Source organism: Citrobacter sp. MNAZ 1397 (assembly GCF_023613995.1).
GTDB classification, from domain to species: domain Bacteria; phylum Pseudomonadota; class Gammaproteobacteria; order Enterobacterales; family Enterobacteriaceae; genus Phytobacter; species Phytobacter ursingii.
This window is the reverse complement of sequence record NZ_JAKIVH010000004.1, coordinates 118,481-142,648: the sequence shown is the minus strand read 5'-3', so window position 1 is coordinate 142,648 and position 24,168 is coordinate 118,481. Positions and strand designations below refer to the sequence as shown.

The window sequence follows — 24,168 nt, the reverse complement described above, 5'->3', positions numbered from 1 at the left end:
ATCGCCCGAAACACCTTGATCCCAGGCGCAATTAATACAGAGTATTCTGCTGGCATAATGAGAATTTTCAACAAGCAGTTAACAATTTATACGATGCGCTGAAAACCTGCAGCCAAATCTTCAATTAAATCATCAACATCTTCCAGACCAATATGAACACGAATCAGAGTACCGCTAAAATCCACGCCGCCGTCAGGACGGATAGCTGCGATCTGTTCCGGTTGATTTGCCAGAATTAATGATTCATACCCGCCCCAGGAGTAGGCCATGCTGAACAGCGAGAAATTATCGAGGTAGGCTGCCATCTCTTCATTGTTAAGACGCTTGTTCAGAATGAAGGAAAACAGACCGCTGCTGCCGTTAAAATCGCGCTTCCAGAACTCATGTCCTTTGCTACCTGGCAGCGCCGGATGGTTAACCTGCGCGACTTGCGGGTGCGAAGCCAGCCACTGTGCGATTTTCAGGCTGCTTTCATGATGTTGACGCAGGCGTACGCCAAGGGTACGCAGGCCGCGACTGGTCATATACGCCGTATCAGCATCGACCATTTGCCCCATCAGATAGGCATTCTCGCGCAGTTGATCCCAACAGCGGGCGTTGGAAACCGCGGTACCAATCATGCCATCAGAGTGACCAATCAGGTATTTGGTGGCTGCCTGAATAGAAATATCGATATCGAACTCAAGCGCCTTAAAGAGAATGCCCGCAGCCCAGGTATTGTCGATCATAATGATCGCCTCGGGCGCAACGCTTCTGACTGCCTGCACGATTGCCGGCACGTCATGGACTTCCATGGTTATCGAACCTGGTGATTCGAGGAACACGATTTTGGTATTGGGCTGTATCAGACGCACAATGCTTGCGCCGATCATCGGGTCAAACCAGCTGGTGGTTACCCCGAGTTTGGCGAGGATTTTGGTGCTGAAATCCTGTGTGGGTTCATAGGCCGTGTTGGTCATCAGGATATGGTCGCCCTGTTCGACAAACGCCAGAATGGTATTGGCTACCGCGGCTGCGCCGCAGGGGAAAAGAGCACAGCCTGCGCCACCTTCCAGCTCGCACATGGCTTCCTGTAACGAGAAATGGGTCAGCGTGCCGCGACGTCCGTAAAAAAGCTCGCCCTTCGCGCGGTTGCGCGTGGCCTGCTTTTTCGCCTCGACCGTATCGAAAACCAGAGAGGAAGCTCGCTGAATAACGCTATTCACCGAACCCTGCGTGTATTTTTTGCTGCGCCCCGCGTTAACCAGAGCAGTATCAATATGCTTCGCCGTCATGTTCGCTTAACCTGTTTTTATACGTCTGGATGTCCAGACTACCATGAATGCCAGGTGATGCATCGATACCCGTTCTGATAAAGCATAAAATTTTATGAATATTCAGCTATGAGACTTTTTTACTGCGTGAGCGCAAGGAAAACGCGGGGATATTACGGCAGTATGTAAATACTAATGAGAACTACTATCAATTCGACGATGTTTTGATATTATTATGCTCAGATTTTGTGATATGCGTCGTGGAGATACACAGTGGGTAATAATTTGATGCAGGCGGATCTTTCCGTTTGGGGTATGTATCAACATGCCGACATCGTAGTAAAAATTGTGATGATCGGGTTGATGCTGGCATCAGTGGTCACCTGGGCAATCTTCTTTAGTAAAAGTGCTGAGATGATTGCGCATAAACGCCGTCTGAAACGTGAGCAGCAATTATTGGCCGATGCCCGTTCGCTGGATCAGGCCAGTGAAATTGCCTCCTCTTTCCATGCCAGAAGTCTGAGTACGCAGTTACTTAACGAAGCCCAAAATGAGCTGGAGTTGTCCGCAGGTAGCGAAGATAACGAAGGCATTAAAGAGCGTACGGGCTTCCGTCTGGAACGTCGCGTTGCCGCTACGGGCCGTCATATGGGCCGTGGCAATGGTTACCTGGCGACTATCGGCGCCATCTCCCCGTTTGTGGGGTTGTTTGGTACCGTATGGGGTATCATGAACAGCTTCATCGGTATTGCCCAGACGCAGACCACTAACCTTGCTGTGGTCGCGCCGGGTATCGCGGAAGCGCTGTTGGCGACTGCGATCGGCCTGGTGGCAGCGATTCCTGCGGTGGTTATCTATAACATCTTCGCCCGCATGATCGGCGGTTATAAAGCGACGCTCGGTGATGTTGCCGCACAGGTTCTGCTGCTGCAAAGCCGCGACCTGGACCTGGCTGCCAGCGCCTCTGCAAAACCTGTCCACGCCGCCCAGAAACTACGAGTAGGTTAATGCCCCATGGCAATGCGTCTTAACGAAAACCTCGACGATAACGGCGAAATGCACGAAATCAACGTAACGCCGTTTATCGACGTTATGCTGGTTCTGCTGATTATCTTCATGGTGGCCGCGCCGCTTGCGACGGTAGATGTGAAAGTTAATCTGCCGGCTTCTACCAGCCAGCCGCAGCCGCGCCCGGAAAAACCGATTTACCTGTCCGTAAAAGCGGATAACACCATGTTTATTGGCAACGAGTCGGTGACCGATGAAACGATGGTTACTGAGCTCAATGCTGTCACCGAAGGGAAGAAGGATACGACGGTTTTCTTCCGCGCAGATAAGACCGTTGACTACGAAACCATTATGAAGGTGATGGATACCCTGCATCGCGCGGGATATCTCAAAATTGGCCTGGTCGGAGAAGAGACCGCAGCCGCGAAGTAACCCTCGCGTTTGCTTATTAAGGCTGGCCTGTGGGCCGGCCTTTTTCATTTCAGGATCCCGCTCAGCTAACGCTATAACGCATTATTTTAGGGATGTTTAATTTGCACTTAAGAATGTGTAAATCATTAAACGCGGGGATTATTCAGTGAATAATCAAATAGGGTGAATAATTATTGATAGTAACAGGGGGGATTATAAGGTTATTTCTGCGCTTGCGCAGGCTCTGAGGTGAGGGGCGTTACAGCGTCTTCTGGCGTGGTTTTTTCCTCAGGCGCGACGGTAGTCACAACTGCGGTACGGTATTCTGCATCGGCAAGTTTGCGGCTGATACGCAGGGTTGCTGTCTCTCTGGCAAGAATATGCTGGTAATTGGCTTCCAGTCTGGCCATTACTTTTTCCAGCAGGTCAGGACGTTCCTGCACGATAGCGTTAATGGTCGCACCATAGATCTCTTCTTTCACCTGAAAAGCATAGATTTCCCGGCGATTTTGCCACTTCAGGCGCACGAGGGCTGCGGGGATGGAGATGAGCTCATGGGCAATGCGCTGGATAGTGGCATTCTTACTTTGAATGAGCGCATCAATATTTTGCTTTAAGATAAATTCGTCGCTGGGTTGATTGTCTAAAGTCAAATAAACGTCGTTATTATCTATTTTCTCCACGTCATTCATCCCCTAGTTTATAAAACAAAGGCGTATCTTTTTCGCGGGTAATGAGATTAAGCCAAATTTCATTTCCGGCCTCATTAATTTGTTTGGTCTTTTCGGAAATTATTTGGCTTAATGCCTGAGCATCAATCTCGCCTTCGGCTTGCAAATCGTTCAGCAGGCGGGCAAAAGTTTCGATTTTTACCACACGATATAATCGGTCTTTTATATGACGATCGCGCTCTTCAAGCAACATATTCCGCGACTGCCCGGTACGATTGGCGTTCGCTAATATATCGCTGGCATAATCAGAGAGCGTTCTTTTTCCCTGAGTTAAATTAGTATCTTTTTCTGCTTCTCCCGGTTCTGTTTCCGTAACAGAAATGTGAAATCGAGCCGGGACAAGATTCTCGGGGAGCATTTCCAATATCCTTTAATATCAATAAGGTAGGCGAAGTTTGGGCGTGAGGTTCGTTGACAATATCATGGCGCACTTTTAAAATCAAAAAAAATGGAGCCTGCATATGAACAGTATTTATTATTCTGTTGTCATTTTATTGCTGTTAACGGGCGGCGTACTTTTATTGATGCGCGAAAACAATAAAAAGCCGTCCGTAGATGAAACTGAAACGTTGGCCCAGCAAGCTAAGCCTCTGTCCAAAGAGGAGGGCGAAGACCATTTCGCAATGCTAATGAATGCCATTACCCCGGTGTGGTACTGGCGAGTAAATCACGAATATATCGATTTTCTTCATGCGACGATTAAGCGTATGAACATGGCGGAGCTTAATAGCGTACCAGGGTTATTTGAGGCGCAGCGCCGTTGCAGCGATCTCAATTCCGCTGTGTACAAGTATTATGACAATATTAAAAAGCGCTGTTTAAACGGCGAAAAAGTGATGTACTCCGACCTTGACGTTTTGAACCTGCGCCAGTGTTTTCGCGAGTTCAGTATGGAAGCCTACCCGGAACTGGTTGTGTTGGTATGGCCAGAATATAAGCGCCCGGAGATCGACCCGGCAGAGGTGTAACTCGTCATGACGAGCCACTGCTGCCGGAGCAGCAGTGGTCAAGGGGGATTAATATTTCGCGTGGTGTTTGAAGCGGAAATCTTCCATAAAGCCGGTCAGTTTCTCTACCGCCCCGAGCGTTAGCGCGTTATAGATTGAGGCGCGCACGCCGCCAATGGCACGGTGACCACCCAGGCCGGAGAATCCGGCGGCTGTTGCTTCATTCAGGAATAACGCTTCCAGATCTTTGGTTGGCAAATTGAATGCAACATTCATATCAGAACGGAAAGCCGCTTCACCCCACGGACGGTAGAAATCGTTGCTACCGTCAATCAGGCCATACAGTAATTTCGCTTTTTGCTGGTTGATTTGCGCCATGTTTTCCAGCCCACCGACCTCATTGAGCAGCCAGCGGGTGACCAGCAAGACAACATAAATTGCGAAGACCGGCGGGGTGTTGAAGTTCGAATGAGACTCAACCTGGCGGCGATAATCCAGGAATGACGGCAGGTTATCCGGGGCGTTTTGTACCACGCTGTCGCGAACCAGTACGATGGTAACGCCTGCCGGGCCAATGTTTTTCTGCGCATGGGCATAAATCAGCGAGAATTTATCCGCTTCACACGGCTTCGACAAAAAGTCAGAAGACATATCACAGACGCGCGGCACATCGTCACGACCCAGAATACGATTGAACTGCAGACCTTCTACCGTCTCATTCGAGACATAGTGAATGTAGGGCGCGTCCGGCGAAAAATCTAATTCTTCATCGGTTGGCAGACGGCGATAACCATGCTGCTCGCCACTCCAGATGACGCGAACCGGGCCTTCACGCATAGCTTCGGTCACCACTTTACGGCTCCAGTAGCCGGTATCAAAATATTCTGCCGGGTGTTTTTTCCCCCGCAGCATGGTCATCGGGACCATAGAGAACTGCTGCGTCGCACCCCCCTGCAGGAACAGGATGTGGTAGTCGGAAGGCAGACCCAACAGCGTGCGAATATTGTTTTCGGTTTCGCGCACCACATTTTCAAACCAGTCTGAACGGTGGCTGATGCCAAGAATGGACAGCCCCGCTTCCGGGACATTAATGATCGCCTGTTGGACCTGGTTTAAAACTACCTCGGGCAGTGCGCCCGGGCCGCCGGAGAAATTCAGTGCGTTATTCGGATTCAATGACATGTTCATACCTGTGTAGCATAAATGGGTTAGAGCGTTTTACCGGCTCGTTGTAACAGCATTTCCCGCATCGCAGTTTTGACTTTATGCATATGAATCTGCTTGTTGGGAAACATCTCTTCGTCGTCCATGGCGTGTACGACCATCGCCGGATCGATTTCAAAAATCAGTAATTCGCCGCTCTGTGTCTCGGCACAGTCGATACCGATGTACTCAAGGCCTGTGCGCTGGCTGATTGCCTCCAGGGCATCATGGTGACGTGCGGCAAAATCAGCGAATTCGTTCAGGAAGCGAGCTTCCTGGGCGCGCTTGTTTTCGTCTTCGTACATGCCTGCGTTGACGTAATGAATCATCCAGTTGGACGACACGCCCATATGGCAGGCATACGCTTTGCCGTCGATCAGCACCAGGCGCATTTTGCGGAACAGACCGTCGTCATTGCTGTAATCAACGAAACGCGACAGAAAAAACATATCGCCTTCGTGGTGCTGCAGATAGGAAGCGACGGCCTCGCGGTCATCCACTTTTTGCAGACCATGGCCGCCGTGGCTGCCGACAGGACGCAGAATAATCGGGAATGCGTGATCGTCGGCAATATCAGACACGGACTTTTCTCCCGCAGCCACAGACTGCAGGGACTGGCGGCTGATATGCAGCGCCGGACAGATCACCAGACCGGGTACGTTTTGCAGCAGAATGCTGGCGTTGTGTCGCTCAGAATTGGGGACATTTTGAGGTGAGTTCAGAACCGGCTTCGGCCAGTCGTGAAGTACGTTTTCCAGGCGCTGTAAAACGGCAGCTTGCTCGTCGCTGGCGCCGATGGCCACCATGACCAGATCGTGCTCCGGCACAGGGGAGGTCAACGGGTACGGCGCGCCGGGATCCACATAGTAATGGATAAGATCGATGTCGCTGTCTTCAAGCAGGCAGTCGAGCGGAATATTGGCCGAAAGATTACCCGGCACCATCAGCAGCAGTACGCGCAGTTTTGTCGGCTGACGCGCATGCCAGTGGTAGACGCGTTGCATTTGCAGCGCCTGGTTTTGAATTTGCAGACCTGACTCTTCGTGCTTTAGGCTCATCATAGCGATGGCCAGGTTCATCCACAGGGTCGCATCTTCCGGCGTTTTTTCCGCAAGAGCGATCATTTCTTGTGTCATAGAGGAGAAGTCAACACCTGCGATGCTCATACGTAAAAACGGCGCCATTCCCAGGAATGGCAACGATTGAGCTTCCGGCTCTGACGTTAACGACATACTGAGTGCCTCGGGTTATACAGTCGATATGACTTATGATGCTATAAATAACCAGAGAGCAATGCGGTGATTAGCGGGGATAAAAAGCGGGATAACGGGAGTTACCCGCTGAAAGTGCGTTAATGCCGGGGTGAATATTGCGAATTTTTCTCTTTATCGCTCATAAACCACCTGAATGGTAATAAATGAAGGGAGCTGCGCCCCCTTCTTGTTTTACTTATCGGAGGAAGCTTGCCAGAGGTTGAGTTCACCGTCGGCGACATGCTTATCAATCTGTGCCAGTTCTTGCTCACTGAACGTCAGATTATTTAACGCCAGGACGTTTTCTTCCAGTTGTTCTGGACGGCTTGCGCCGATCAATACCGAGGTGACGCGAGGGTCTTTCAATAGCCAGCTCAGCGCCATCTGCGCCATGGACTGACCGCGCGCGCTGGCCATCTCGTTGAGCAACCGCAGGCTGCTCAGGTTGGCTTCGGTCAGCATTTTTTCCGACAGGCCGCGAACCTTTTTCCCTTCTTTCTGCATCCGTGAGCCTTCCGGGATGCCGTTAAGGTATTTTCCGGTCAACAACCCCTGAGCCAGCGGGGTAAAGGCGATGCAGCCAACGCCACTGGCTTCGAGCGTATCCAGTAAGCCCGTTTTATCGACCCAGCGGTTAAGCAAATTATAAGAAGGCTGGTGGATCAACAGGGGGATCTTCCACTCGCGTAGCAAGGCGACCATTGCCTGGGTTCGCGGCGTTGAATAAGACGAGATGCCGACATAGAGTGCTTTACCGCTCTGTACGGCCTGGGCCAGCGCCGCGGCAGTCTCTTCCATCGGTGTATTCTCATCGACACGGTGCGAATAGAAGATATCGACATAGTCCAGCCCCATGCGTTTCAGGCTTTGATCGAGGCTGGCGAGTAAGTACTTACGGGAGCCGCCGGAACCGTACGGACCGGGCCACATGTCGTAACCCGCTTTAGTGGATATCACCAACTCATCGCGGTAAGCGGCGAAATCTTCACGCAGCAAACGACCAAAGTTCTCTTCTGCGCTACCTGGAGGCGGCCCGTAGTTATTGGCTAAGTCAAAGTGGGTGATGCCTAAATCAAAGGCTTTACGCAACAGGGCGCGTTGGGAATCAAGGGCATGAACATGGCCGAAGCTGTGCCACAAACCCAGCGATAATGCGGGCAGGCGCAGGCCGCTCTTACCGCAGTAACGATACTGCATCTGCTCATAGCGAGCAGGGTTGGCAAACCAGGACATGATGTCTCCTTTCTTGTAGGTGTAGGGTCGAAACCGTGTTTTATTCTATATTGCCATCGTGTCACAACAAGACTTTGTGTTTTTAATGCGGATGATTGTTGGGCAAGCACACGACGGTATGTTTTGCCTGACTGATGTGAAAAGTCTCTTCGACAGTATCTCTTCTGATAATAATTTCAGTACGAAATTATCAGATGCTCAATGGATGGTCGAAACGTAAGCCGATGAGGAGGCCCGGACCTTCGCTGCAATATAGCGCTAAAAGCGTCACGGTAAGGCAAAATAGACTTGCGCAAATGCTTCATATCGTCAGCACTGGCGGTGATGGGGGCGATGAGCATTTTCGGAAGATGCGCAACTTTTCTGAGAAAATTCTTAGGTTATGACGTTCGGGAATCGCTGCAACCGTTAGACGGATAAACGATAAATTATATTTATCCGAATATGTCTGAAGTAACTTTTTGTATCCCGCGTGCCTCACCATACTGCCTGGCCTGTGTCACTTTTAGCACAACGTGCTATGTAATTTATTCCTTTTTAATCAGTTTGTTATGGATTGCTCCGGGCGTTGCGGTGAATCCTGTCTTTTGTCACCATTACGGGTAACAAAAACATGCCTTTATGGCACTTATAATGGGGAGGTAAGACCCCTTTTTTATTATTGTTAGCGATATGTTTAATGCGATTTTTTATATTTTTTTAGCATTCTTATTTTCATTTTTAATCCACTCGTGGTGTGCATACTTTTCTTTTTTTGCTGTCGGTTAGTATGATTTTTAAATGTCATCCTGGGAGGTTTTTATTCCTTTTATTTTATTTATGGGAATTGCGTTAATTTAATCTACGGTACAGAACTGATGTGGGGGTAATAAATTTCTCTCATGATATAAGGCAGTTACCTATGGTTTAGTTAGGTTGCTAACCTTAAGAAATGATTGATAAATCGTCTTTACTTGTCAAAAAATAACATCCGTAAGCAGTAAGAAGTCATCTTTTCATATGGACAATTATTGCACATTTTGTGATCAATTTTTTACTTTGAACCATACATGTTTCCTGAATGGTGCCGATAAAGGAATTAACTCTCACTTTCGAGTAAGCATGTCCCTTCACTGCAAGGAAATAATTATGCGTATGCTTCAAAACTTTACTATCCGAATCGTCATGCTGGTGATCCTGGGCCTTTTTGGCCTGCTGTGGTCCGGTGTCGGTTTGTATAGCGTTTTCTCTCTTTCAAAAGTATCAGATGGCAATGAAGTCGATCGCCAACTGGTGTCTCAAATGACATTGCTTAGCCAGGGCAATGACCAATACTTCCGTTTTGTTACGCGCCTGAGTCGTGCGATGGAGACAAAAACCGCAGGCGGTGCAGTCGATTTTGCTCCTGCGCAGCAGTCGCTTGAAAGCATGGCGAAAAAACTCACCGAATTTAAAGCTATCTCGCCAGGACCGATGGATCCGAAGGTATCAGAGCAGGTGATCGCGGCCTGGCAGGCGCTGCTTGATCAGGGCATCACACCGCAGATGCAGGCGGCCCAGCAGGGCTCGGTTGAAGCCTATCGTCAGCAGGCAAACAACGTGACGCCAGCCTTGAGCCGGGCATTTGGCGCAACCACTGACAGCTTTAACAAAGCGGCTGGTGCCAGTCTCGATGAAACTCGCGTGATGGTTGACACTCAGACCTATATCACCCGTGTGATTATTATCGTGGCAATGGTGCTGGGGTTACTGATTCTGTTATTCACTGACCGCTACCTGGTGGCCATGCTGGTGAGGCCGTTGGATGCCATCCGCGATCATTTCACGAAAATGGCGCAGGGCGACCTTAGCCAACCAATCCCCGATTTTGGTCGCAATTGCGTAGGGCGTGTTGTGCCCTTACTGCGTGCGACTCAGGATAGCCTGCGTGATGCGGTCAGCTCTATCCGTAACGGCAGTGAAAATATCTGGCGCGGCGCGACGGAGATTTCAAGCGGTAACAATGACCTCTCTTCCCGAACCGAAGAGCAGGCGGCTGCCCTGGAACAGACGGCGGCCAGCATGGAACAACTGACGGCAACGGTAAAACTGAACGCCGACAACGCCAGTCAGGCAAGTGAACTGGCCGATGTCGCCTCCTCCACGGCGAGCAAAGGCGGGGCGCTGGTTGATGAAGTTATCAGCACGATGGATGGTATCTCTCAAAGCTCGAAGAAAATTGCCGAAATCACCACGGTCATTAACAGCATTGCTTTCCAGACCAATATCCTGGCGCTTAACGCCGCCGTTGAAGCGGCACGTGCGGGCGAGCAGGGGCGCGGCTTTGCGGTAGTGGCAGGCGAAGTGCGTAACCTCGCCAGCCGAAGCGCGGGCGCGGCGAAAGAGATCGAGTCGCTGATCGCGGACTCCGTCAGCCGCGTGGAGAAAGGATCCAAACTGGTCAATGACACCGGCACGACCATGGAAGGCATTCTGCGTGCGGTTACCGAAGTCACCACCATCATGAAACAGATTGCGGCCGCATCCGCCGAGCAGAGCAAAGGCATTTCTCAGGTGGGCACCGCCATTACGCAGATGGATAGCGTTACCCAGCAGAACGCCTCGCTGGTAGAACAAGTTTCTGCTGCGGCTGCTGCGCTCGAACGTCAAACAGAAGAGTTGCAGCGCTCTGTACAGCAGTTCCGTTTGTCTGCTGATGAGCAGGTTAACGTCGCCGCGCCGATGCCAGTGAAAACCCCTGCACTGCGCGGTACCGCTAAGAAAGCTGCTGCTTCGGCAGATGAATGGGTCGCGTTTTAAATAACGCTATCACTGCTCAAAATATCGCTATATAGTTATGTATATATCGATTGAGGGCAGTAAGAATGGAAAACCATTTTGGCAAAGGCTTGATGGCAGGGCTTAAAGCAATACAGGCGGATGAGGCCAGTCGCGTTGCGCATTTTTGTTCTGACTATAAACGCGGTTTTGTGCTCGGTTTTTCGCATCGCATGTTCGAAAAAACCGGTGACAGGCAGTTAAGCGCCTGGGAAGCAGGTGTGCTGACGCGACGTTATGGACTGGATAAAGAGATGATCATGGATTTTTTTCGTGAGAGTCATTCCAGCACGGTAATCCGTTTCTTTATGGCGGGTTATCGGGTCGAACGTTAAGTTCATTGCCGAATGCTTTCAGCGATATTTACCTCTTTTAAGAAGCCGTATCTCCGGATGCGGCTTTTTTTATTTCATTTCCAAAATCAATGTGATCTGTTGCTCCGATATTGAATTTTTTCTATATATAGCCACAGTTTTTGTGTGATTACTTGATCGCACACGCACAACTCTGATCGAAAACCAGGGTAAAAGCAGGGTTAATTTTTGGCAAAGGAATGACAATGCATGGCTGACGAAATTCCTCAACTGACGTCTTTTACCTCCTGCGGCATTAATCGTCGCGATTTTATGAAGCTTTGTACCGCGCTGGCGGCCACGATGGGGCTTAGCAGTAATGCTGCTGCGAAGATGGCGCAGGCCGTTACCCAGAATAAGCGTCCACCCGTGGTCTGGATTGGCGCGCAGGAGTGTACAGGGTGTACTGAATCACTCTTGCGCGCAACGCATCCCACCGTTGAAAACCTGGTACTGGAAACCATCTCGCTGGAGTACCACGAAGTTCTGAGTGCTGCGTTTGGTCACCAGGTTGAAGAGAACAAACATCACGCTCTGGAAACCTATAAAGGGCAGTATGTTCTGGTGGTGGATGGGTCGATTCCGCTCAAAGACAACGGTATTTACTGTATGGTGGCGGGCGAACCGATTATCGACCATATCCGTAAAGCGGCGGAAAATGCCGCGGCGATTATCGCGATTGGTTCCTGTTCGGCATGGGGCGGTGTTGCCGCAGCCGGGGTCAACCCAACCGGGGCGGTGGGTCTGCAAGAAGTGCTGCCCGGTAAAACGGTGATTAACATTCCGGGTTGCCCGCCAAACCCACATAATTTCCTCGCCACCGTGGCGCACATCATCACCTTTGGCAAACCGCCGAAGCTCGACGCGAAAAATCGTCCGCTCTTTGCCTATGGTCGCCTGATTCACGAACATTGCGAACGACGTCCCCATTTCGACGCCGGACGCTTTGCCAAAGAGTTTGGCGATGATGGTCATCGTGAAGGCTGGTGTCTCTACCATTTAGGCTGTAAAGGTCCGGAAACCTGGGGTAACTGTTCAACACTGCAATTTTGCGATGTGGGCGGCGTCTGGCCGGTTTCCATTGGTCACCCCTGCTATGGCTGCAACGAAGAAGGCGTTGGCTTCCACAAAGGCATTCACCAACTGGCACACGTTGAGAACACCACGCCGCGCGTTGATAAACCACAGGTGAACAGCAAAGAAGGCGGCGTGATGTCGGCTTCTGCTGTCGGCCTGCTTGGCGGTGTGGTGGGATTACTGGCAGGCGTCGGGGTAATGACGGTGCGCGAGCTGGGCCGCCAACAAAAGAAAAACAACGCTGACTCACAGGGAGAGTGACCGTGAACAGACGTAACTTTCTGAAGGTGGCCTCCGGTGGGGCGCTGCTGGCGGGGGGAGCATTACCCGTTTCCGCCGCCGTGCATAACCGTCCGGCAATACCGGGCGCGTGGGGAATGCTCTACGACTCTACCCTGTGCGTTGGTTGCCAGGCGTGCGTCACCCGTTGTCAGGACATTAACTTCCCGGCGCGTAACCCGCAGGGCGAACAGACCTGGTCCAATAACGCCAAACTCACCCCCTATACCAACAATATTATCCAGGTATGGCGTAGCGGTACGGCGCAGCATAAAGATCAGCCGACGGACGGTTATGCCTATATCAAAAAACAGTGCATGCACTGCGTCGATCCCAACTGCGTTTCTGTCTGCCCGGTTTCGGCCCTGAAAAAAGATCCCAAAACCGGCATCGTGCATTACGACGCCAGCGTCTGTACCGGTTGCCGCTACTGCATGGTGGCCTGTCCCTATAATGTGCCGAAGTATGATTACAACAATCCCTTCGGCGCGCTGCATAAATGCGAGCTGTGTAACCAGGCGGGCGTGGAGCGTCTCAACAAAGGCGGCCTGCCGGGGTGCGTAGAAGTCTGCCCGACCGGCGCGGTTATTTTGGGTACGCGTGAAGCGTTAATGGCCGAGGCAAAAAAACGCCTGGCGCTGCAACCGGGCAGTGAATATCACTACCCGCGCCAGACGCTGGACGCCAACGATCCTAACGTTCGCGAAGTCCCAAAATACCATCCTCATCTTTATGGCGAACATGAAGGAGGGGGCACCCAGGTGATGGTGCTGACGGGCGTGCCGTATACCTGTCTGGGCTTGCCTGAGCTGGATGATGTTTCGACCGGGGCGCGTTCAGAAAACATTCAGCATACGGTGTATAAGGGGATGATGCTGCCGCTGGCCGTTCTTGCGGGCTTGACCGCGCTGGTGTACCGCCATACCCGAAGCGATGACCACAAGGGAGGGGATGACGATGCATCATGATCCGCAACCGCTTGGCGGAAAGTTACTCAGCAAGCCAATTTACATGTTTGGCCCGCTGATCGTCTTGTGCGGGCTGTTTATTCTCAAGCGCCTGGTATTCGGCCTGGGCTCTGTCTCCGACCTGAATGGTGGCTACCCGTGGGGGATCTGGATCGCCTTTGACTTGCTGATCGGCACCGGTTTCGCCTGCGGTGGCTGGGCGCTCGCGTGGATGGTCTATGCCTTTAATCGTGGCGAATACCATCCGTTGGTGCGCCCGGCATTGCTGGCCAGCCTGTTCGGTTATTCGCTTGGGGGGCTGTCCATTACTGTCGATGTCGGCCGTTACTGGAACCTGCCGTATTTCTACATTCCGGGCCATTTTAACGTCAACTCGGTGCTGTTCGAGACCGCGGTATGCATGACGATTTATATCGGCGTGATGGCGCTGGAATTTGCCCCTGCGTTGCTGGAGCGTCTGGGCTGGAAGGTGTCGCTAAAACGGCTCAATAAAGTGATGTTTTTTATTATTGCGCTGGGCGCATTACTGCCCACCATGCACCAGTCGTCCATGGGCTCACTGATGATTGCAGCCGGACACAAAGTGCATCCGCTGTGGCAAAGCTATGAAATGCTGCCGCTTTTCTCTTTGCTGACGGCGTTTATTATGGGCTTCTCAATCCTCATTTTTGAGGGCTCTTTGCTGCAGGCCGGGTTAAAAGGTAACGGGCCTGATGAACGGCATCTGTTCTCGAAACTCACCGGTACGTTGAGCGTGTTGCTGGCGCTGTTTCTGGTGGCGCGCTTTGGCGAACTTATCTGGCGTAACAAACTGGCGCTCGCGTTTGCCGGTGATGGTTACAGCCTGATGTTCTGGGCCGAAATCGTGCTGCTGGCGTTCCCGCTGGTGGTATTTCGTCTGCCACGCCTGCGCAGCGACGCCCGGTTCCTGTTTACCGGGGCCGTGAGCATGCTGCTGGGCTGTGCGCTGTGGCGGTTGTCCTACTCGTTGCTGGCATTCAACCCCGGCGATGGCTACCACTACTTCCCAACGGCTGAAGAGCTGATCATTTCCATTGGTTTTGTGGCAACGGAGATTTGCGCGTACATCCTACTTATCCGCCTGTTACCCATAATTCCCCCGTTAAAACCATCAAAAAGCCATGAGGCGAGTAAAGCATGAGTCAACGTATCACCATCGATCCGGTGACCCGTATTGAGGGTCATTTACGCATTGATTGCGAAATTGAAAACGGCGTGGTTTCCCGTGCCTGGGCATCGGGAACCATGTGGCGCGGAATGGAAGAGATTGTGAAGGGGCGGGATCCGCGTGATGCGTGGATGATCGTGCAGCGCATTTGCGGCGTTTGTACCACCACCCATGCGATTTCCTCGGTACGTGCGGCGGAAAGCGCGTTGAAAATCAATGTGCCGCTGAACGCTCAGTACATTCGAAATATTATTCTGGCGGCGCATACCACCCACGACCATATCGTGCACTTCTACCAGCTTTCTGCACTCGACTGGGTAGATATCACCTCAGCGTTGCAGGCCGATCCGCAAAAAGCCTCGGCATTGCTCAAAGGCATCTCGACCTGGTCGCTTAATAGTGCCGAAGAGTTCGCCAAAGTGCAGCAGAAAATCAAAACGCTGGTAGCCAGCGGGCAGTTAGGTATTTTCGCGAACGGGTATTGGGGACATCCGGCCATGAAACTGCCGCCGGAAATTAACCTGATTGCGGTCGCGCACTATCTGCAGGCGCTGGAGTGTCAGCGCGATGCCAACCGCGTGGTGGCATTGCTCGGTGGTAAAAGCCCGCATATCCAGAACCTGGCAGTGGGCGGCGTGGCTAACCCGATTAATCTCGATGGCCTGGGCGTGCTCAATCTTGAGCGTCTGATGTACATCAAAACCTTTATTGACCGCCTGGAGGACTTTGTCGAACAGGTTTACAAGGTCGATACGGCGGTGATCGCGGCGTTCTACCCGGAATGGCTGACGATGGGCAAAGGTGCGGTTAACTATCTGAGCGCGCCGGAGTTCCCTACAGATGCTCAGAACGGCAGCTTCCTTTTCCCGGGCGGTTACATTGCTAACGGTGACCTCTCTTCACGTCGTGAAATCACCTCTCACAGTGATGAATACCTGATTAAGGGTATTCAGGAGAGCGCGAAACACGCCTGGTATAAAGACGAGGAGCCGCAGGCGCCGTGGGAAGGAACGACTATCCCGGCTTATACGGGCTGGCAGGATGAAGGCAAATACAGCTGGGTGAAATCCCCCACCTTCTATGGCAAAACGGTGGAAGTCGGCCCGTTGGCGAACATGCTCAATAAGCTGGCTGCGAAGCGGGAATCCACCTGGGAAAAACTTAACGATATCATCGCTATTTACCAGAAGCTCACCGGGAAAACGCTTGGTGTCGAACACTTGCACTCCACCCTGGGGCGCGTAATTGGTCGCACCGTTCACGCTTGCGAGCTACAGCATATTCTGCAGCACCAGTACAACGCGCTGATTGCCAATATCGGTAAAGGGGATCACGTAACGTTTGTGAAGCCGGATATTCCTGCCACGGGCGAATTTAAAGGGGTGGGGTTCCTGGAAGCGCCGCGCGGTATGTTGTCGCACTGGATGGTTATCAAAGACGGGAAAATCAGCAACTATCAGGCGGTCGTTCCTTCGACCTGGAATGCCGGTCCGCGTAATGCGAATGGCGATATTGGGCCCTATGAGCAGTCGCTGATTGGCACCCCGATTGCGGATGCGAATAAACCGCTCGAAGTGGTGCGTACCATCCACTCGTTTGACCCTTGCATGGCCTGCGCGGTGCACGTGGTCGACGCGGACGGTAACGACGTTGTCTCGGTGAAGGTGTTGTGATGAGCATTCTGGTACTGGGTGTCGGTAACATTTTATTGAGCGACGAAGGCATTGGCGTGCGCGTTATCGAGGCGCTGGAGCAGCGCTACGTTCTGCCAGATAACGTGGACGTGCTGGACGGCGGCACCGCCGGCATGGAGTTGCTGGAGGCCATGGCAAGTCGCACCCACCTGATCATCGTTGATGCGATCGTGTCGCGTAAAAGCGAGCCGGGTGCGCTGCTCATTCTGCGCGATGACGAAGTGCCGGTGCTGTTCAACAATAAAATCTCGCCCCATCAGTTGGGGCTTTCCGATGTGCTTTCCGCCCTGCGCTTTACCGGCGAATTCCCCGACAAGATCACGCTGGTGGGGGTGATCCCCCACTCGCTGGAACCGAACATCGGGCTTACGCCAACGGTCGAGGCAAGCCTGGAGCCCGCGCTACAGGCGGTACTTGCGGCGTTACAGGAATCCGGTATAACCCCGGCATTACGGGAGCGTGCGCATGTGTGATTTCCCCGGTTTTGAGCATTCTCCGCACGGCCTGGTGCAGGCTGCGTTTGCGCGCATTGCCGCAGAAGAGATGCAGGATTTGCCTTTTTTACATCCGACTATGCCGGTTTTCGTCCCCGGGTTTACGCTGTTTGAAGGGCAATGGATCGGCAGTGTATTGACACCATGGATGTTGAGCCTGGCTATCTTTCCCGGCCCGGAACAGGCCTGGCCGCCGCGAAAAGTGGGGGAGAAGCTCGGTCTGCAGCTTCCCTATGGCGAGATGATGTTTACCGTTGGCGAACTGGACGGGATATCACAGTACTGTGCCTGCTCGTTGATGTCGCCGCTGGCACCGGATCTCAGCGTCGAGCAAGGGGAAGCGCTGGCCCGGGACTGCCTGCGGATGGTGCTTTCGTTGCCGGTGCGTGATCCGCAGATCAGCCGTCGGGCCCTGTTTGCCGGCCTCAAAGGCGGCGAGTATGCATGAGCTTTCCCTGTGCCAGAACCTGGTTGAGATTCTGCAACAACAGGCTCAGCAACATGGCGCAAAGCGGGTGACGGGCGTCTGGCTGGAGCTGGGGGCCTTTGCCTGCATCGAAGAGAGCGCGCTGCGTTTTGGCTTTGAGATAACCTGTCGCGGCACGATGGCGGAAGGGTGTCAGTTGCACCTTTCACAGCGTCCTTCGCAGGCCTGGTGCTGGAACTGTAACGAAAGCGTTGAGGTGAGCGGGGAAGCAATCTGCCCGCGTTGCCACAGTCCCGGCTTGCAGCGAGAAAACGACAGCGGCATGCAAATCAAAAGTATCGAAGTCGATCAGGAGTAGCTATGTGTATTGGGGTGCCCGGCCAGGTGGTTAGCGTCGGTGAAAGCGTTCATCATCTGGCGCAGGTCGATGTCTGCGGCGTTCGCCGTGACGTGAATATTATGTTGGTGTGCGAAAGCGAGCCAGCCGCCTTACTTGGTCAGTGGGTGCTGGTGCACGTGGGGTTTGCCATGAGCGTAATTGATGAGCAAGAAGCCCTGGCGACGCTGGAAGCCCTGCGCGAACTGGATATGGATTTCACCGAACCTCAAAGATGAAGCGTACCGGGTTTGGCATCGGTAATCATCTGCGTGACCTGCGCCAGATTACCGATTTTCGCCTCGCTGGCCCGGTAAAATTTGCTCTTATCTATCAGCAACAAAGACTGGCTCGCCCGGCGCAGAAGATGCGCTTTATAGGTGGCGTTGTATTTCGTTGAATCCCACATCTCTCCGCTGGCATCCACCCCTTCGCAGGAAAAAATAAACAGGTCGACCTCAAGTGATTTCAGCATCGTAACCAGCGCCGGGTTTACGTAGCAGCGATTTTGCCGTTCCAGACGCCCGCCGGAGCAAATCAGGTTGATATGCTGGCGGCGCGCCATCTCCTGGCACACGGGCAGGCTGTTGGTAAAGACCGTCAGCGGGATATCCGGTAACTGACGTGCCAGATGAAAGCAGGTCGAACTGGCATCCAGCGCCAGCGTCATCCCTTTCTCAATCCAGTTCAGGGCGTGGCGGGCAATATCGGCTTTATCGGCATAGTGGCTTTTGCGCCGGGCGTAAAACGGCTCGCCATCATTTTGCTGCGGCGCGTGAAGTAAGCGCGCACGACCGTGACGCCGGACAATTTTTCCCTGGGTCTGCAGAGCCTTAAGATCCCGACGAATGGTCTCTTTGCTGACGCCAAGCTGCCCGGCGAGAGCGTCGGTAGTCAATGTCTCATGTTCTGCCAGTAGCTGAAGTAACGATGCCTGGCGTGTCATTTTCATGTGGGTTCCGCCTGACGGTACGAGAGGGATAGCAGCATGTGACCAATGGCTGCGCCATTTTTACCCGTATGTTTAATCTGGTACATCGACTGATCGGCGCGCCGCAGCGCGTTCACAAAATCGTCGTCGCGTTGTACTTCATCAATGCCGATGGAGGCGCCAACCTGTGCATCGCCATTATCCAGTTCGAACGGGGTGAGCGCGGCGCGCAGACAATTATGCGCAGTGCTATTGGTCAGCAGACTGTTGAGCGCAAACGGCAGCAACAGAACAAACTCATCGCCCCCCAGGCGTCCCACCACCGAGCCTTCCGGACAGGCCTCGCGCAGGCGCTGGCTCAACTGTATCAATAACTCATCGCCGCTACGGTGACCAAAGGTATCGTTAACGACTTTAAAATCGTCCAGATCGATAAACGCCACGCACAGTGGGCCGGCGTTTTTAAGGGTATCGAAGTGCTTGAGCAGCGCGTGGCGGTTCGCCAGCCCGGTCAGCGGGTCGTGGTTCGCCAGAGCCGCAAGCTGCTCTTCATACTGTTTCTCTTTGGTCATGTCGATATGGGTGCCAGTGACTTTTAACGGCTTGCCGTCGCTGCCCCACTCAGTGACGCGCCCACGGTCCAGTACCCAGGTGACGGTGCCGTTTTTATGCTGCATACGGTGCAGCGCTTCATAGAAAGGGGTTTTGCCATGCAGGTGATCGTAAAACGCATCCAGCACGCGCTGGCGGTCGTCCTCATGCAAGTGCTCTTTCCAGACATCAAAGTGGGCGCTGAGCTCCTTTGGCTGATAGCCGAGCATCGATCCCCAGCGGCGGTTGTAGATAATCAGTTTTCCGCTTGGCACATCAAGTTGCCATAAACAGAGCCCTGTACCATCCAGCGCCGCGCTGAGCTTATTACGGGCATCACGCGCAATCCGCACCAGACGGGCGTTATGCTTTTTTAGATTCTGGATCTGCTGTTTTAGCGCATTTTCAGTCATTTGGCGTGACTATGGATAAATAAAAGGCATTCTTACTGGTTATTTCCAGGGATGTAAATATGAAGTGATAAAAACAGTGTAAGGCCGGGTCTGGAAGGGATATTCCCGGACGTTTGACGTCCGGGAAGGGGAGTCAGCCGTTGCGTTTGTCTTCGGTATGGGTATCGAAGTCGCTGGCGTCGTGGCGTTCATGCAACTGTTCATTTGGTTCGCCAAAGGTACGGTTGACCATGCGCCCGCGTTTTACGGCAGGACGTGCGGCAACCTCTTTGGCCCAGCGTAGAACATTCTGGTAGCCACTGGCCTCAAGGAACTCAGCGGCGTTGTAAACGCTGCCCAGCACCACGTTGCCATACCACGGCCAGATGGCCATATCGGCAATAGTGTATTCGTCGCCCGCGACGAATGTGTGTTTCGCGAGCTGTTTGTCGAGCACATCTAACTGGCGCTTGGCTTCCATCGTAAAGCGGTTGATGGCGTACTCGATTTTCACCGGCGCATAATTATAGAAGTGACCAAAGCCGCCGCCGAGGAACGGCGCGGAGCCTTGCAGCCAGAACAGCCAGTTCAGGGTTTCAGTACGCCCGGCCGGGTCTTTAGGCAGGAAGTGACCAAATTTCTCCGCGAGATACAGAAGAATGGCACCGGACTCAAACACACGCGTTGGCGGGGTGGTGGAGTGGTCACGTAGCGCTGGAATTTTGGAGTTCGGGTTTACGTCCACAAAGCCGCTGGAGAACTGATCGCCTTCGCCAATGCGGATGAGCCAGGCGTCATATTCCGCCTCTTTCACGCCCTTCGCCAGTAACTCTTCCAGCATGATTGTTACTTTTTGCCCGTTTGGCGTACCCAGCGAATAAAGCTGTAGCGGGTGTTTACCTACGGGTAACTCTTTGTCGTGGGTCGCGCCGGAAATCGGGCGGTTAATATTGGCGAATGCGCCGCCGGCGGACTTATCCCACGTCCAGACTTTGGGTGGCTGATAGTTGTTTTCTGACATGTTGACCTGCATTTTCGTTAATGTATTGAAGCAGTGTAGCAGCCGTCGGAGGGGGCGTGTTTTCCCCATTCTTATCAGGCCAGAATGCGCGCCGCCCAGGCGCTGATATCATCGCCGCTGCCGAGATCTGCCTGTACCAGGCCGTTGACCATAAAGGTGGGGGAGACGTGAATACCGTTCTGGCGCGCATACTTACAATGCCATTTAATTTCCGTCTGCAATTCCGGGCGCGCAAAGGCTTCGCCCAACTTCACGCCGCTGTAATTTTCAATGCGTTCAATAATCTGCTGCGGCGTTGCCTCCATATTCGGGCCGCTGCAGTGGTCGGTAAACTCGAACTCTTCCCGATGATCGGCGACAGCCTGCATCACCTTATGCGCGGCATCGCGCCCATTGGGCAGCGTGGAGGCGGCAAGAATGCAGCGCACAATAACGCCAGAGAACAAATGCCAGGGCTGCGACTGCAGGCGAATCTTTACTGTCACCGTGTCTTCACCCACTTCTTTTAGCAGCGCATCCAGTTTGTTAAAGGCGCGCACGGAGAACGGGCAGGTGGGTTCCAGAAATACTTCGAAAGTGCGTGGACCGTGACCCCAGACCAGCGGCTCGGCATGTAACGGTTGGCTCATGTTGACTCCTGATGGTTAGCACGATGTTGTGGCAGATGTGAACGTTGCGATGACAAAAGAGAATATCAGGATGTGATTTCGCGAGGCACTGGAATTGATGAATTTGACAGGAAGAACGGCTAAACCGCCCAAAACGCTAATTCAACAAACCGGCCACCTGGCGAGGCCATGCTGTTGATGTAGCGCAGGTCATTTTGCATTGGCAACAGAATAGATTTGCTTTGCTAAACCGGTTTAATTAAATTTTAGCGATACATTCTACCGGGAGAAAATCATGTCATCTCAAGTCTGGTGTCTGGGTGATGCCGTTATTGATCTGTTGCCTGAGGGCGACGGGCGATTAATGCAGTGCGCGGGCGGAGCCCCGGCCAATGTCGCCGTTGGCATTGCGCGGCTGGAAGGGAAAAGCGGTTTTATCGGCCGGGTGGGGCAGGATCCCTTTGGCAAATTTATGTACGACACACTTCGCCGGGAAAAGGTGAATACGGATTTTATGACCTTTGACGAGGCACAGCGCACATCCACCGTTGTCGTCGCCCTTGATGATGAAGGCGAGCGTTCCTTCACGTTCATGGTGCGTCCCAGCGCCGATCTTTTCTTGCAGGCCGATGATTTGCCAGCTTTCCGGCAAGGGGAATGGTTACACTGCTGTTCTATTGCACTTTCCGCAGAACCTTCGCGGAGCACGACGTTACTTGCCATGCAGCGCATACGTGAAGCGGGAGGTTTTGTCAGTTTTGATCCTAATATTCGAACCGATCTCTGGCAGGATCCGCAGAGGCTGCAACGGTGTCTGGAGCTCGCCTTTGAACTGGCTGATGTGGTCAAACTCTCGGAAGAGGAGCTGGCTTTTATGACAGCCTCCACGGATTTGCACATCGCGATGAAAACGCTGGTAAACCGGTTTGCGATCAAACTGTTGCTGGTCACCCAGGGTAAAGCCGGTGTGCTGGCGCTGTTTCAGGGCGATATTTTCCATTATCCCTGCGTCCCTGTGGCAAGCGTGGATACCACCGGCGCGGGTGATGCCTTTGTGGCCGGGCTGCTATGGCAACTGGCGCAAACAGGCTTACCTCACAGCGAATCGGATCTGGCATTGAGCCTGAGGTATGCGCAGCGGTGCGGCGCGCTGGCGACCACGGCGAAAGGGGCCATGACCGCGTTACCCCATCTTGCGGCGTTGATGGCACCGCAGGACTGATTTTCCAACGATTTGCGACCCTCCTCACATTCACTAAACCGGTTTAGCTAATTTGTTTGCAGGTTGAAATTGACCACGATTATGATTCGCAACTAAACCGGTTTAGCAAAATATTCAATATTCTTACCTCTTTCTTAGGGACGCAAAAACAATGAGAAAAAGCACGCTCGCTATCACGCTTGGTTTATTAATGGGATCGGGTTCTGCCCTTGCGGCAGAGGCGGGAACCGGGAGCATTGAGGCGCGCCTTACCGCGCTGGAGCAACGTCTGCAGGCCGCAGAACAACGGGCCACTAACGCTGAAAAAAGAGCGGAAGCCGCCGAGTTACAGGCAAAAAATCTGGCGACTGAACAGCAGAAAACGCAAACCACCACGGCAGAGGTGGCGCAGCGCACCACGCAACTGGAGCAGAAATCATCACAGGAAGGTGGATTTGAGTTCCATGGCTATGCCCGTTCTGGGCTACTGATGAGCGACTCCGCAGCGAAAACCCAGGGTGGTCCAGGGATGACGCCAGCCGGAGAAACGGGTGGACATGTAGGGCGCCTGGGTAACGAGCCGGATACTTACGTCGAGATGAATCTTGAACATAAACAGACGCTGGCTAACGGTGCCACCACGCGCTTTAAGGTGATGCTGGCCGACGGACAGCGCAGCTACAACGACTGGACCGCCTCAAGTAGCGACCTCAACCTGCGTCAGGCTTTTACCGAACTCGGCCATCTGCCCACCTTCACCGGCGCGTTTAAAGATTCCACCGTCTGGGCCGGGAAACGCTTTGACCGCGATAACTTCGACATTCACTGGCTCGATTCGGACGTGATTTTCCTCGCCGGAACCGGGGCCGGTATCTATGACATGAAGTGGAGCGATACCGCGCGCAGTAACTTCTCACTGTATGGTCGCACCTTTGGCGATATCGAAAACAGTGAAAACAATGCCCAAAACTACATCCTGACGCTGAACAACTACTTTGGCCCGGTACAGGCGATGGTCAGTGGGATGCGTGCGAAAGACAACAACGACCGCCTCGATCTTGATGGCAATAAAGTGAAAAGCGACGCGGCGAATACTGGTGTTCATGCGCTGTTAGGGCTGCACAACGAGAGTTTCTATGGCCTGCGTGAGGGGATGTCGAAAACGGCGCTGCTTTATGGTCATGGGCTGGGTGCCGAGGTGAAAACGGTAGGGGCTGATGGCGCACTGTTATCCCAGGCGGATACCTGGCGTCTGGCGACCTACGGTATGACGCCGCTGGGTGGTGGCTGGCATATTGCCCCTGCGGTACTGGCACAGAGCAGCAAAGACCGTTACGTCAAAGGCGACAGCTATGAGTGGGCGACGGTGAACATGCGGCTGATTCAGGCGCTGACGCAGAATTTCGAGATGCAGTATGAAGGCAGCTATCAGTACATGGATCTCAAACCTGAGGGCTACAACAGCCGCAACGCGGTCAACGGCAGCTTCTACAAACTCACCGTCGCGCCAACGTTGAAAGCGGGTGATGTGGGTGAGTTCCTGAAACGTCCGGAGTTGCGTCTTTTCGCTTCCTGGATGGACTGGGATCATAAGCTGGACAACTATGCCAGCGATGATGCTTTGGGTAGCAACGGCTTTAAGTCTGGCGGTGAATGGACCTTCGGCGTGCAGATGGAAACCTGGTTCTGATCATCAAGCCCCGGTAAGGGGCTTTTTACGCGCTAATTATTA

25 protein-coding genes are annotated in these 24,168 nt (G+C 53.0%); 15 read left to right on the top strand and 10 right to left on the bottom strand.

Features of this window, described 5'->3' with window-relative positions:
* Positions 1-86 precede the first annotated feature (86 nt).
* Positions 87-1,274, bottom strand: a complete 1,188-nt coding sequence (gene metC / locus L2097_RS20255) for a cystathionine beta-lyase (protein WP_047373108.1) — start codon at positions 1,272-1,274, stop codon at positions 87-89.
* Between the two features lie 252 nt (positions 1,275-1,526).
* Here metC and exbB point away from each other — a divergent pair, with 252 nt between their 5' ends.
* Positions 1,527-2,261 carry a tol-pal system-associated acyl-CoA thioesterase gene (gene exbB, locus L2097_RS20250; RefSeq protein WP_047373109.1) on the top strand — a complete coding sequence of 245 codons (735 nt, stop codon included), beginning with the start codon at positions 1,527-1,529 and terminating at the stop codon, positions 2,259-2,261.
* 6 nt (positions 2,262-2,267) lie between these two features.
* Positions 2,268-2,693, top strand: coding sequence for a TonB system transport protein ExbD (gene exbD / locus L2097_RS20245; RefSeq protein WP_047373110.1), 426 nt, complete (start codon positions 2,268-2,270; stop codon positions 2,691-2,693).
* Positions 2,694-2,893: 200 nt separating this feature from the next.
* Here exbD and L2097_RS20240 read toward each other — a convergent pair whose 3' ends face one another.
* Both L2097_RS20240 and L2097_RS20235 read right to left on the bottom strand, forming a co-directional pair.
* On the bottom strand, positions 2,894-3,364 hold the full coding sequence (locus tag L2097_RS20240; protein WP_142517486.1) for a cytoplasmic protein: 471 nt from the start codon (positions 3,362-3,364) through the stop codon (positions 2,894-2,896).
* Positions 3,357-3,761: a hypothetical protein gene (locus L2097_RS20235; RefSeq protein ID WP_085005772.1), complete on the bottom strand. Its 405-nt coding sequence runs from the start codon at positions 3,759-3,761 to the stop codon at positions 3,357-3,359. Before L2097_RS20235 ends, L2097_RS20240 begins: the two co-directional genes overlap by 8 nt.
* A 103-nt stretch (positions 3,762-3,864) precedes the next feature.
* On the opposite strand from L2097_RS20235, the gene L2097_RS20230 reads away from it, so the two are divergent.
* Positions 3,865-4,371, top strand: coding sequence for an ESA_00282 family adhesion-associated protein (locus L2097_RS20230; RefSeq protein ID WP_047373113.1), 507 nt, complete (start codon positions 3,865-3,867; stop codon positions 4,369-4,371).
* A 48-nt stretch (positions 4,372-4,419) separates the two neighbouring features.
* On the opposite strand, the gene L2097_RS20225 is transcribed toward L2097_RS20230, so the two are convergent.
* The 3 genes from L2097_RS20225 to L2097_RS20215 form a co-directional block, all read right to left on the bottom strand.
* On the bottom strand, positions 4,420-5,532 hold the full coding sequence (locus L2097_RS20225) for a phosphoserine transaminase (RefSeq protein WP_047373114.1): 1,113 nt from the start codon (positions 5,530-5,532) through the stop codon (positions 4,420-4,422).
* A gap of 26 nt (positions 5,533-5,558) precedes the next feature.
* Complete coding sequence (locus L2097_RS20220; RefSeq protein WP_250353568.1) at positions 5,559-6,785, bottom strand: ATP-grasp domain-containing protein; 1,227 nt, start codon at positions 6,783-6,785, stop codon at positions 5,559-5,561.
* A gap of 213 nt (positions 6,786-6,998) precedes the next feature.
* Positions 6,999-8,039 carry an aldo/keto reductase gene (locus L2097_RS20215; protein ID WP_250353567.1) on the bottom strand — a complete coding sequence of 347 codons (1,041 nt, stop codon included), beginning with the start codon at positions 8,037-8,039 and terminating at the stop codon, positions 6,999-7,001.
* A gap of 1,128 nt (positions 8,040-9,167) precedes the next feature.
* Between L2097_RS20215 and L2097_RS20210 the strand changes: the two genes are divergently transcribed.
* The 10 genes from L2097_RS20210 to hybG all read left to right on the top strand — a co-directional run bounded on the left by L2097_RS20210 (position 9,168) and on the right by hybG (position 17,931).
* Entirely contained in the window at positions 9,168-10,817 is a 1,650-nt protein-coding gene (locus L2097_RS20210) for a methyl-accepting chemotaxis protein (protein ID WP_047373117.1), read from the top strand.
* Positions 10,818-10,882: 65 nt separating this feature from the next.
* Positions 10,883-11,170: a DUF2623 family protein gene (locus L2097_RS20205; protein ID WP_047373118.1), complete on the top strand. Its 288-nt coding sequence runs from the start codon at positions 10,883-10,885 to the stop codon at positions 11,168-11,170.
* A 228-nt stretch (positions 11,171-11,398) separates the two neighbouring features.
* Positions 11,399-12,526 (top strand): hydrogenase 2 small subunit, encoded by a 1,128-nt coding sequence (gene hybO, locus L2097_RS20200; protein WP_085005770.1) that lies wholly within the window; start codon positions 11,399-11,401, stop codon positions 12,524-12,526.
* 2 nt (positions 12,527-12,528) lie between these two features.
* On the top strand, positions 12,529-13,512 hold the full coding sequence (gene hybA / locus L2097_RS20195; RefSeq protein WP_085005769.1) for a hydrogenase 2 operon protein HybA: 984 nt from the start codon (positions 12,529-12,531) through the stop codon (positions 13,510-13,512).
* A complete protein-coding gene (hybB, locus tag L2097_RS20190; protein ID WP_085005768.1) occupies positions 13,502-14,674 on the top strand; it encodes a Ni/Fe-hydrogenase cytochrome b subunit in 1,173 nt (390 codons plus the stop codon). The genes hybA and hybB overlap by 11 nt, the downstream gene beginning before the upstream one ends.
* Positions 14,671-16,374 carry a hydrogenase 2 large subunit gene (gene hybC, locus L2097_RS20185; protein ID WP_047373121.1) on the top strand — a complete coding sequence of 568 codons (1,704 nt, stop codon included), beginning with the start codon at positions 14,671-14,673 and terminating at the stop codon, positions 16,372-16,374. The genes hybB and hybC overlap by 4 nt, the downstream gene beginning before the upstream one ends.
* Positions 16,374-16,868 (top strand): HyaD/HybD family hydrogenase maturation endopeptidase, encoded by a 495-nt coding sequence (locus tag L2097_RS20180; RefSeq protein ID WP_250353566.1) that lies wholly within the window; start codon positions 16,374-16,376, stop codon positions 16,866-16,868. The genes hybC and L2097_RS20180 overlap by 1 nt, the downstream gene beginning before the upstream one ends.
* Positions 16,861-17,337, top strand: a complete 477-nt coding sequence (hybE, locus tag L2097_RS20175) for a hydrogenase-2 assembly chaperone (RefSeq protein ID WP_047373123.1) — start codon at positions 16,861-16,863, stop codon at positions 17,335-17,337. Before L2097_RS20180 ends, hybE begins: the two co-directional genes overlap by 8 nt.
* Positions 17,330-17,674, top strand: coding sequence for a hydrogenase maturation nickel metallochaperone HypA (gene hypA, locus L2097_RS20170; RefSeq protein WP_085005765.1), 345 nt, complete (start codon positions 17,330-17,332; stop codon positions 17,672-17,674). The genes hybE and hypA overlap by 8 nt, the downstream gene beginning before the upstream one ends.
* Before the next feature lie 2 nt (positions 17,675-17,676).
* The gene (hybG, locus tag L2097_RS20165) at positions 17,677-17,931 is read left to right on the top strand and encodes a hydrogenase maturation factor HybG (RefSeq protein ID WP_047373125.1); all 255 of its coding nucleotides are present in this window, start codon (positions 17,677-17,679) and stop codon (positions 17,929-17,931) included.
* Here hybG and fucR read toward each other — a convergent pair.
* The 4 genes from fucR to L2097_RS20145 all read right to left on the bottom strand — a co-directional run bounded on the left by fucR (position 17,922) and on the right by L2097_RS20145 (position 21,256).
* Positions 17,922-18,644: an L-fucose operon activator gene (fucR, locus tag L2097_RS20160; RefSeq protein WP_250353565.1), complete on the bottom strand. Its 723-nt coding sequence runs from the start codon at positions 18,642-18,644 to the stop codon at positions 17,922-17,924. The genes hybG and fucR overlap by 10 nt on opposite strands.
* Entirely contained in the window at positions 18,641-19,627 is a 987-nt protein-coding gene (locus L2097_RS20155) for a sensor domain-containing diguanylate cyclase (RefSeq protein WP_047373127.1), read from the bottom strand. The genes fucR and L2097_RS20155 overlap by 4 nt, the downstream gene beginning before the upstream one ends.
* Before the next feature lie 133 nt (positions 19,628-19,760).
* The gene (gene yghU / locus L2097_RS20150; protein ID WP_047373128.1) at positions 19,761-20,627 is read right to left on the bottom strand and encodes a glutathione-dependent disulfide-bond oxidoreductase; all 867 of its coding nucleotides are present in this window, start codon (positions 20,625-20,627) and stop codon (positions 19,761-19,763) included.
* Between the two features lie 74 nt (positions 20,628-20,701).
* Positions 20,702-21,256 (bottom strand): DsbA family protein, encoded by a 555-nt coding sequence (locus L2097_RS20145; protein WP_103278074.1) that lies wholly within the window; start codon positions 21,254-21,256, stop codon positions 20,702-20,704.
* A gap of 274 nt (positions 21,257-21,530) precedes the next feature.
* Here L2097_RS20145 and cscK point away from each other — a divergent pair, with 274 nt between their 5' ends.
* The gene (gene cscK / locus L2097_RS20140; protein ID WP_250353564.1) at positions 21,531-22,457 is read left to right on the top strand and encodes a fructokinase; all 927 of its coding nucleotides are present in this window, start codon (positions 21,531-21,533) and stop codon (positions 22,455-22,457) included.
* Positions 22,458-22,608: 151 nt separating this feature from the next.
* A complete protein-coding gene (locus L2097_RS20135) occupies positions 22,609-24,126 on the top strand; it encodes a carbohydrate porin (RefSeq protein WP_250353563.1) in 1,518 nt (505 codons plus the stop codon).
* The last annotated feature ends 42 nt before the right edge of the window (positions 24,127-24,168 follow it).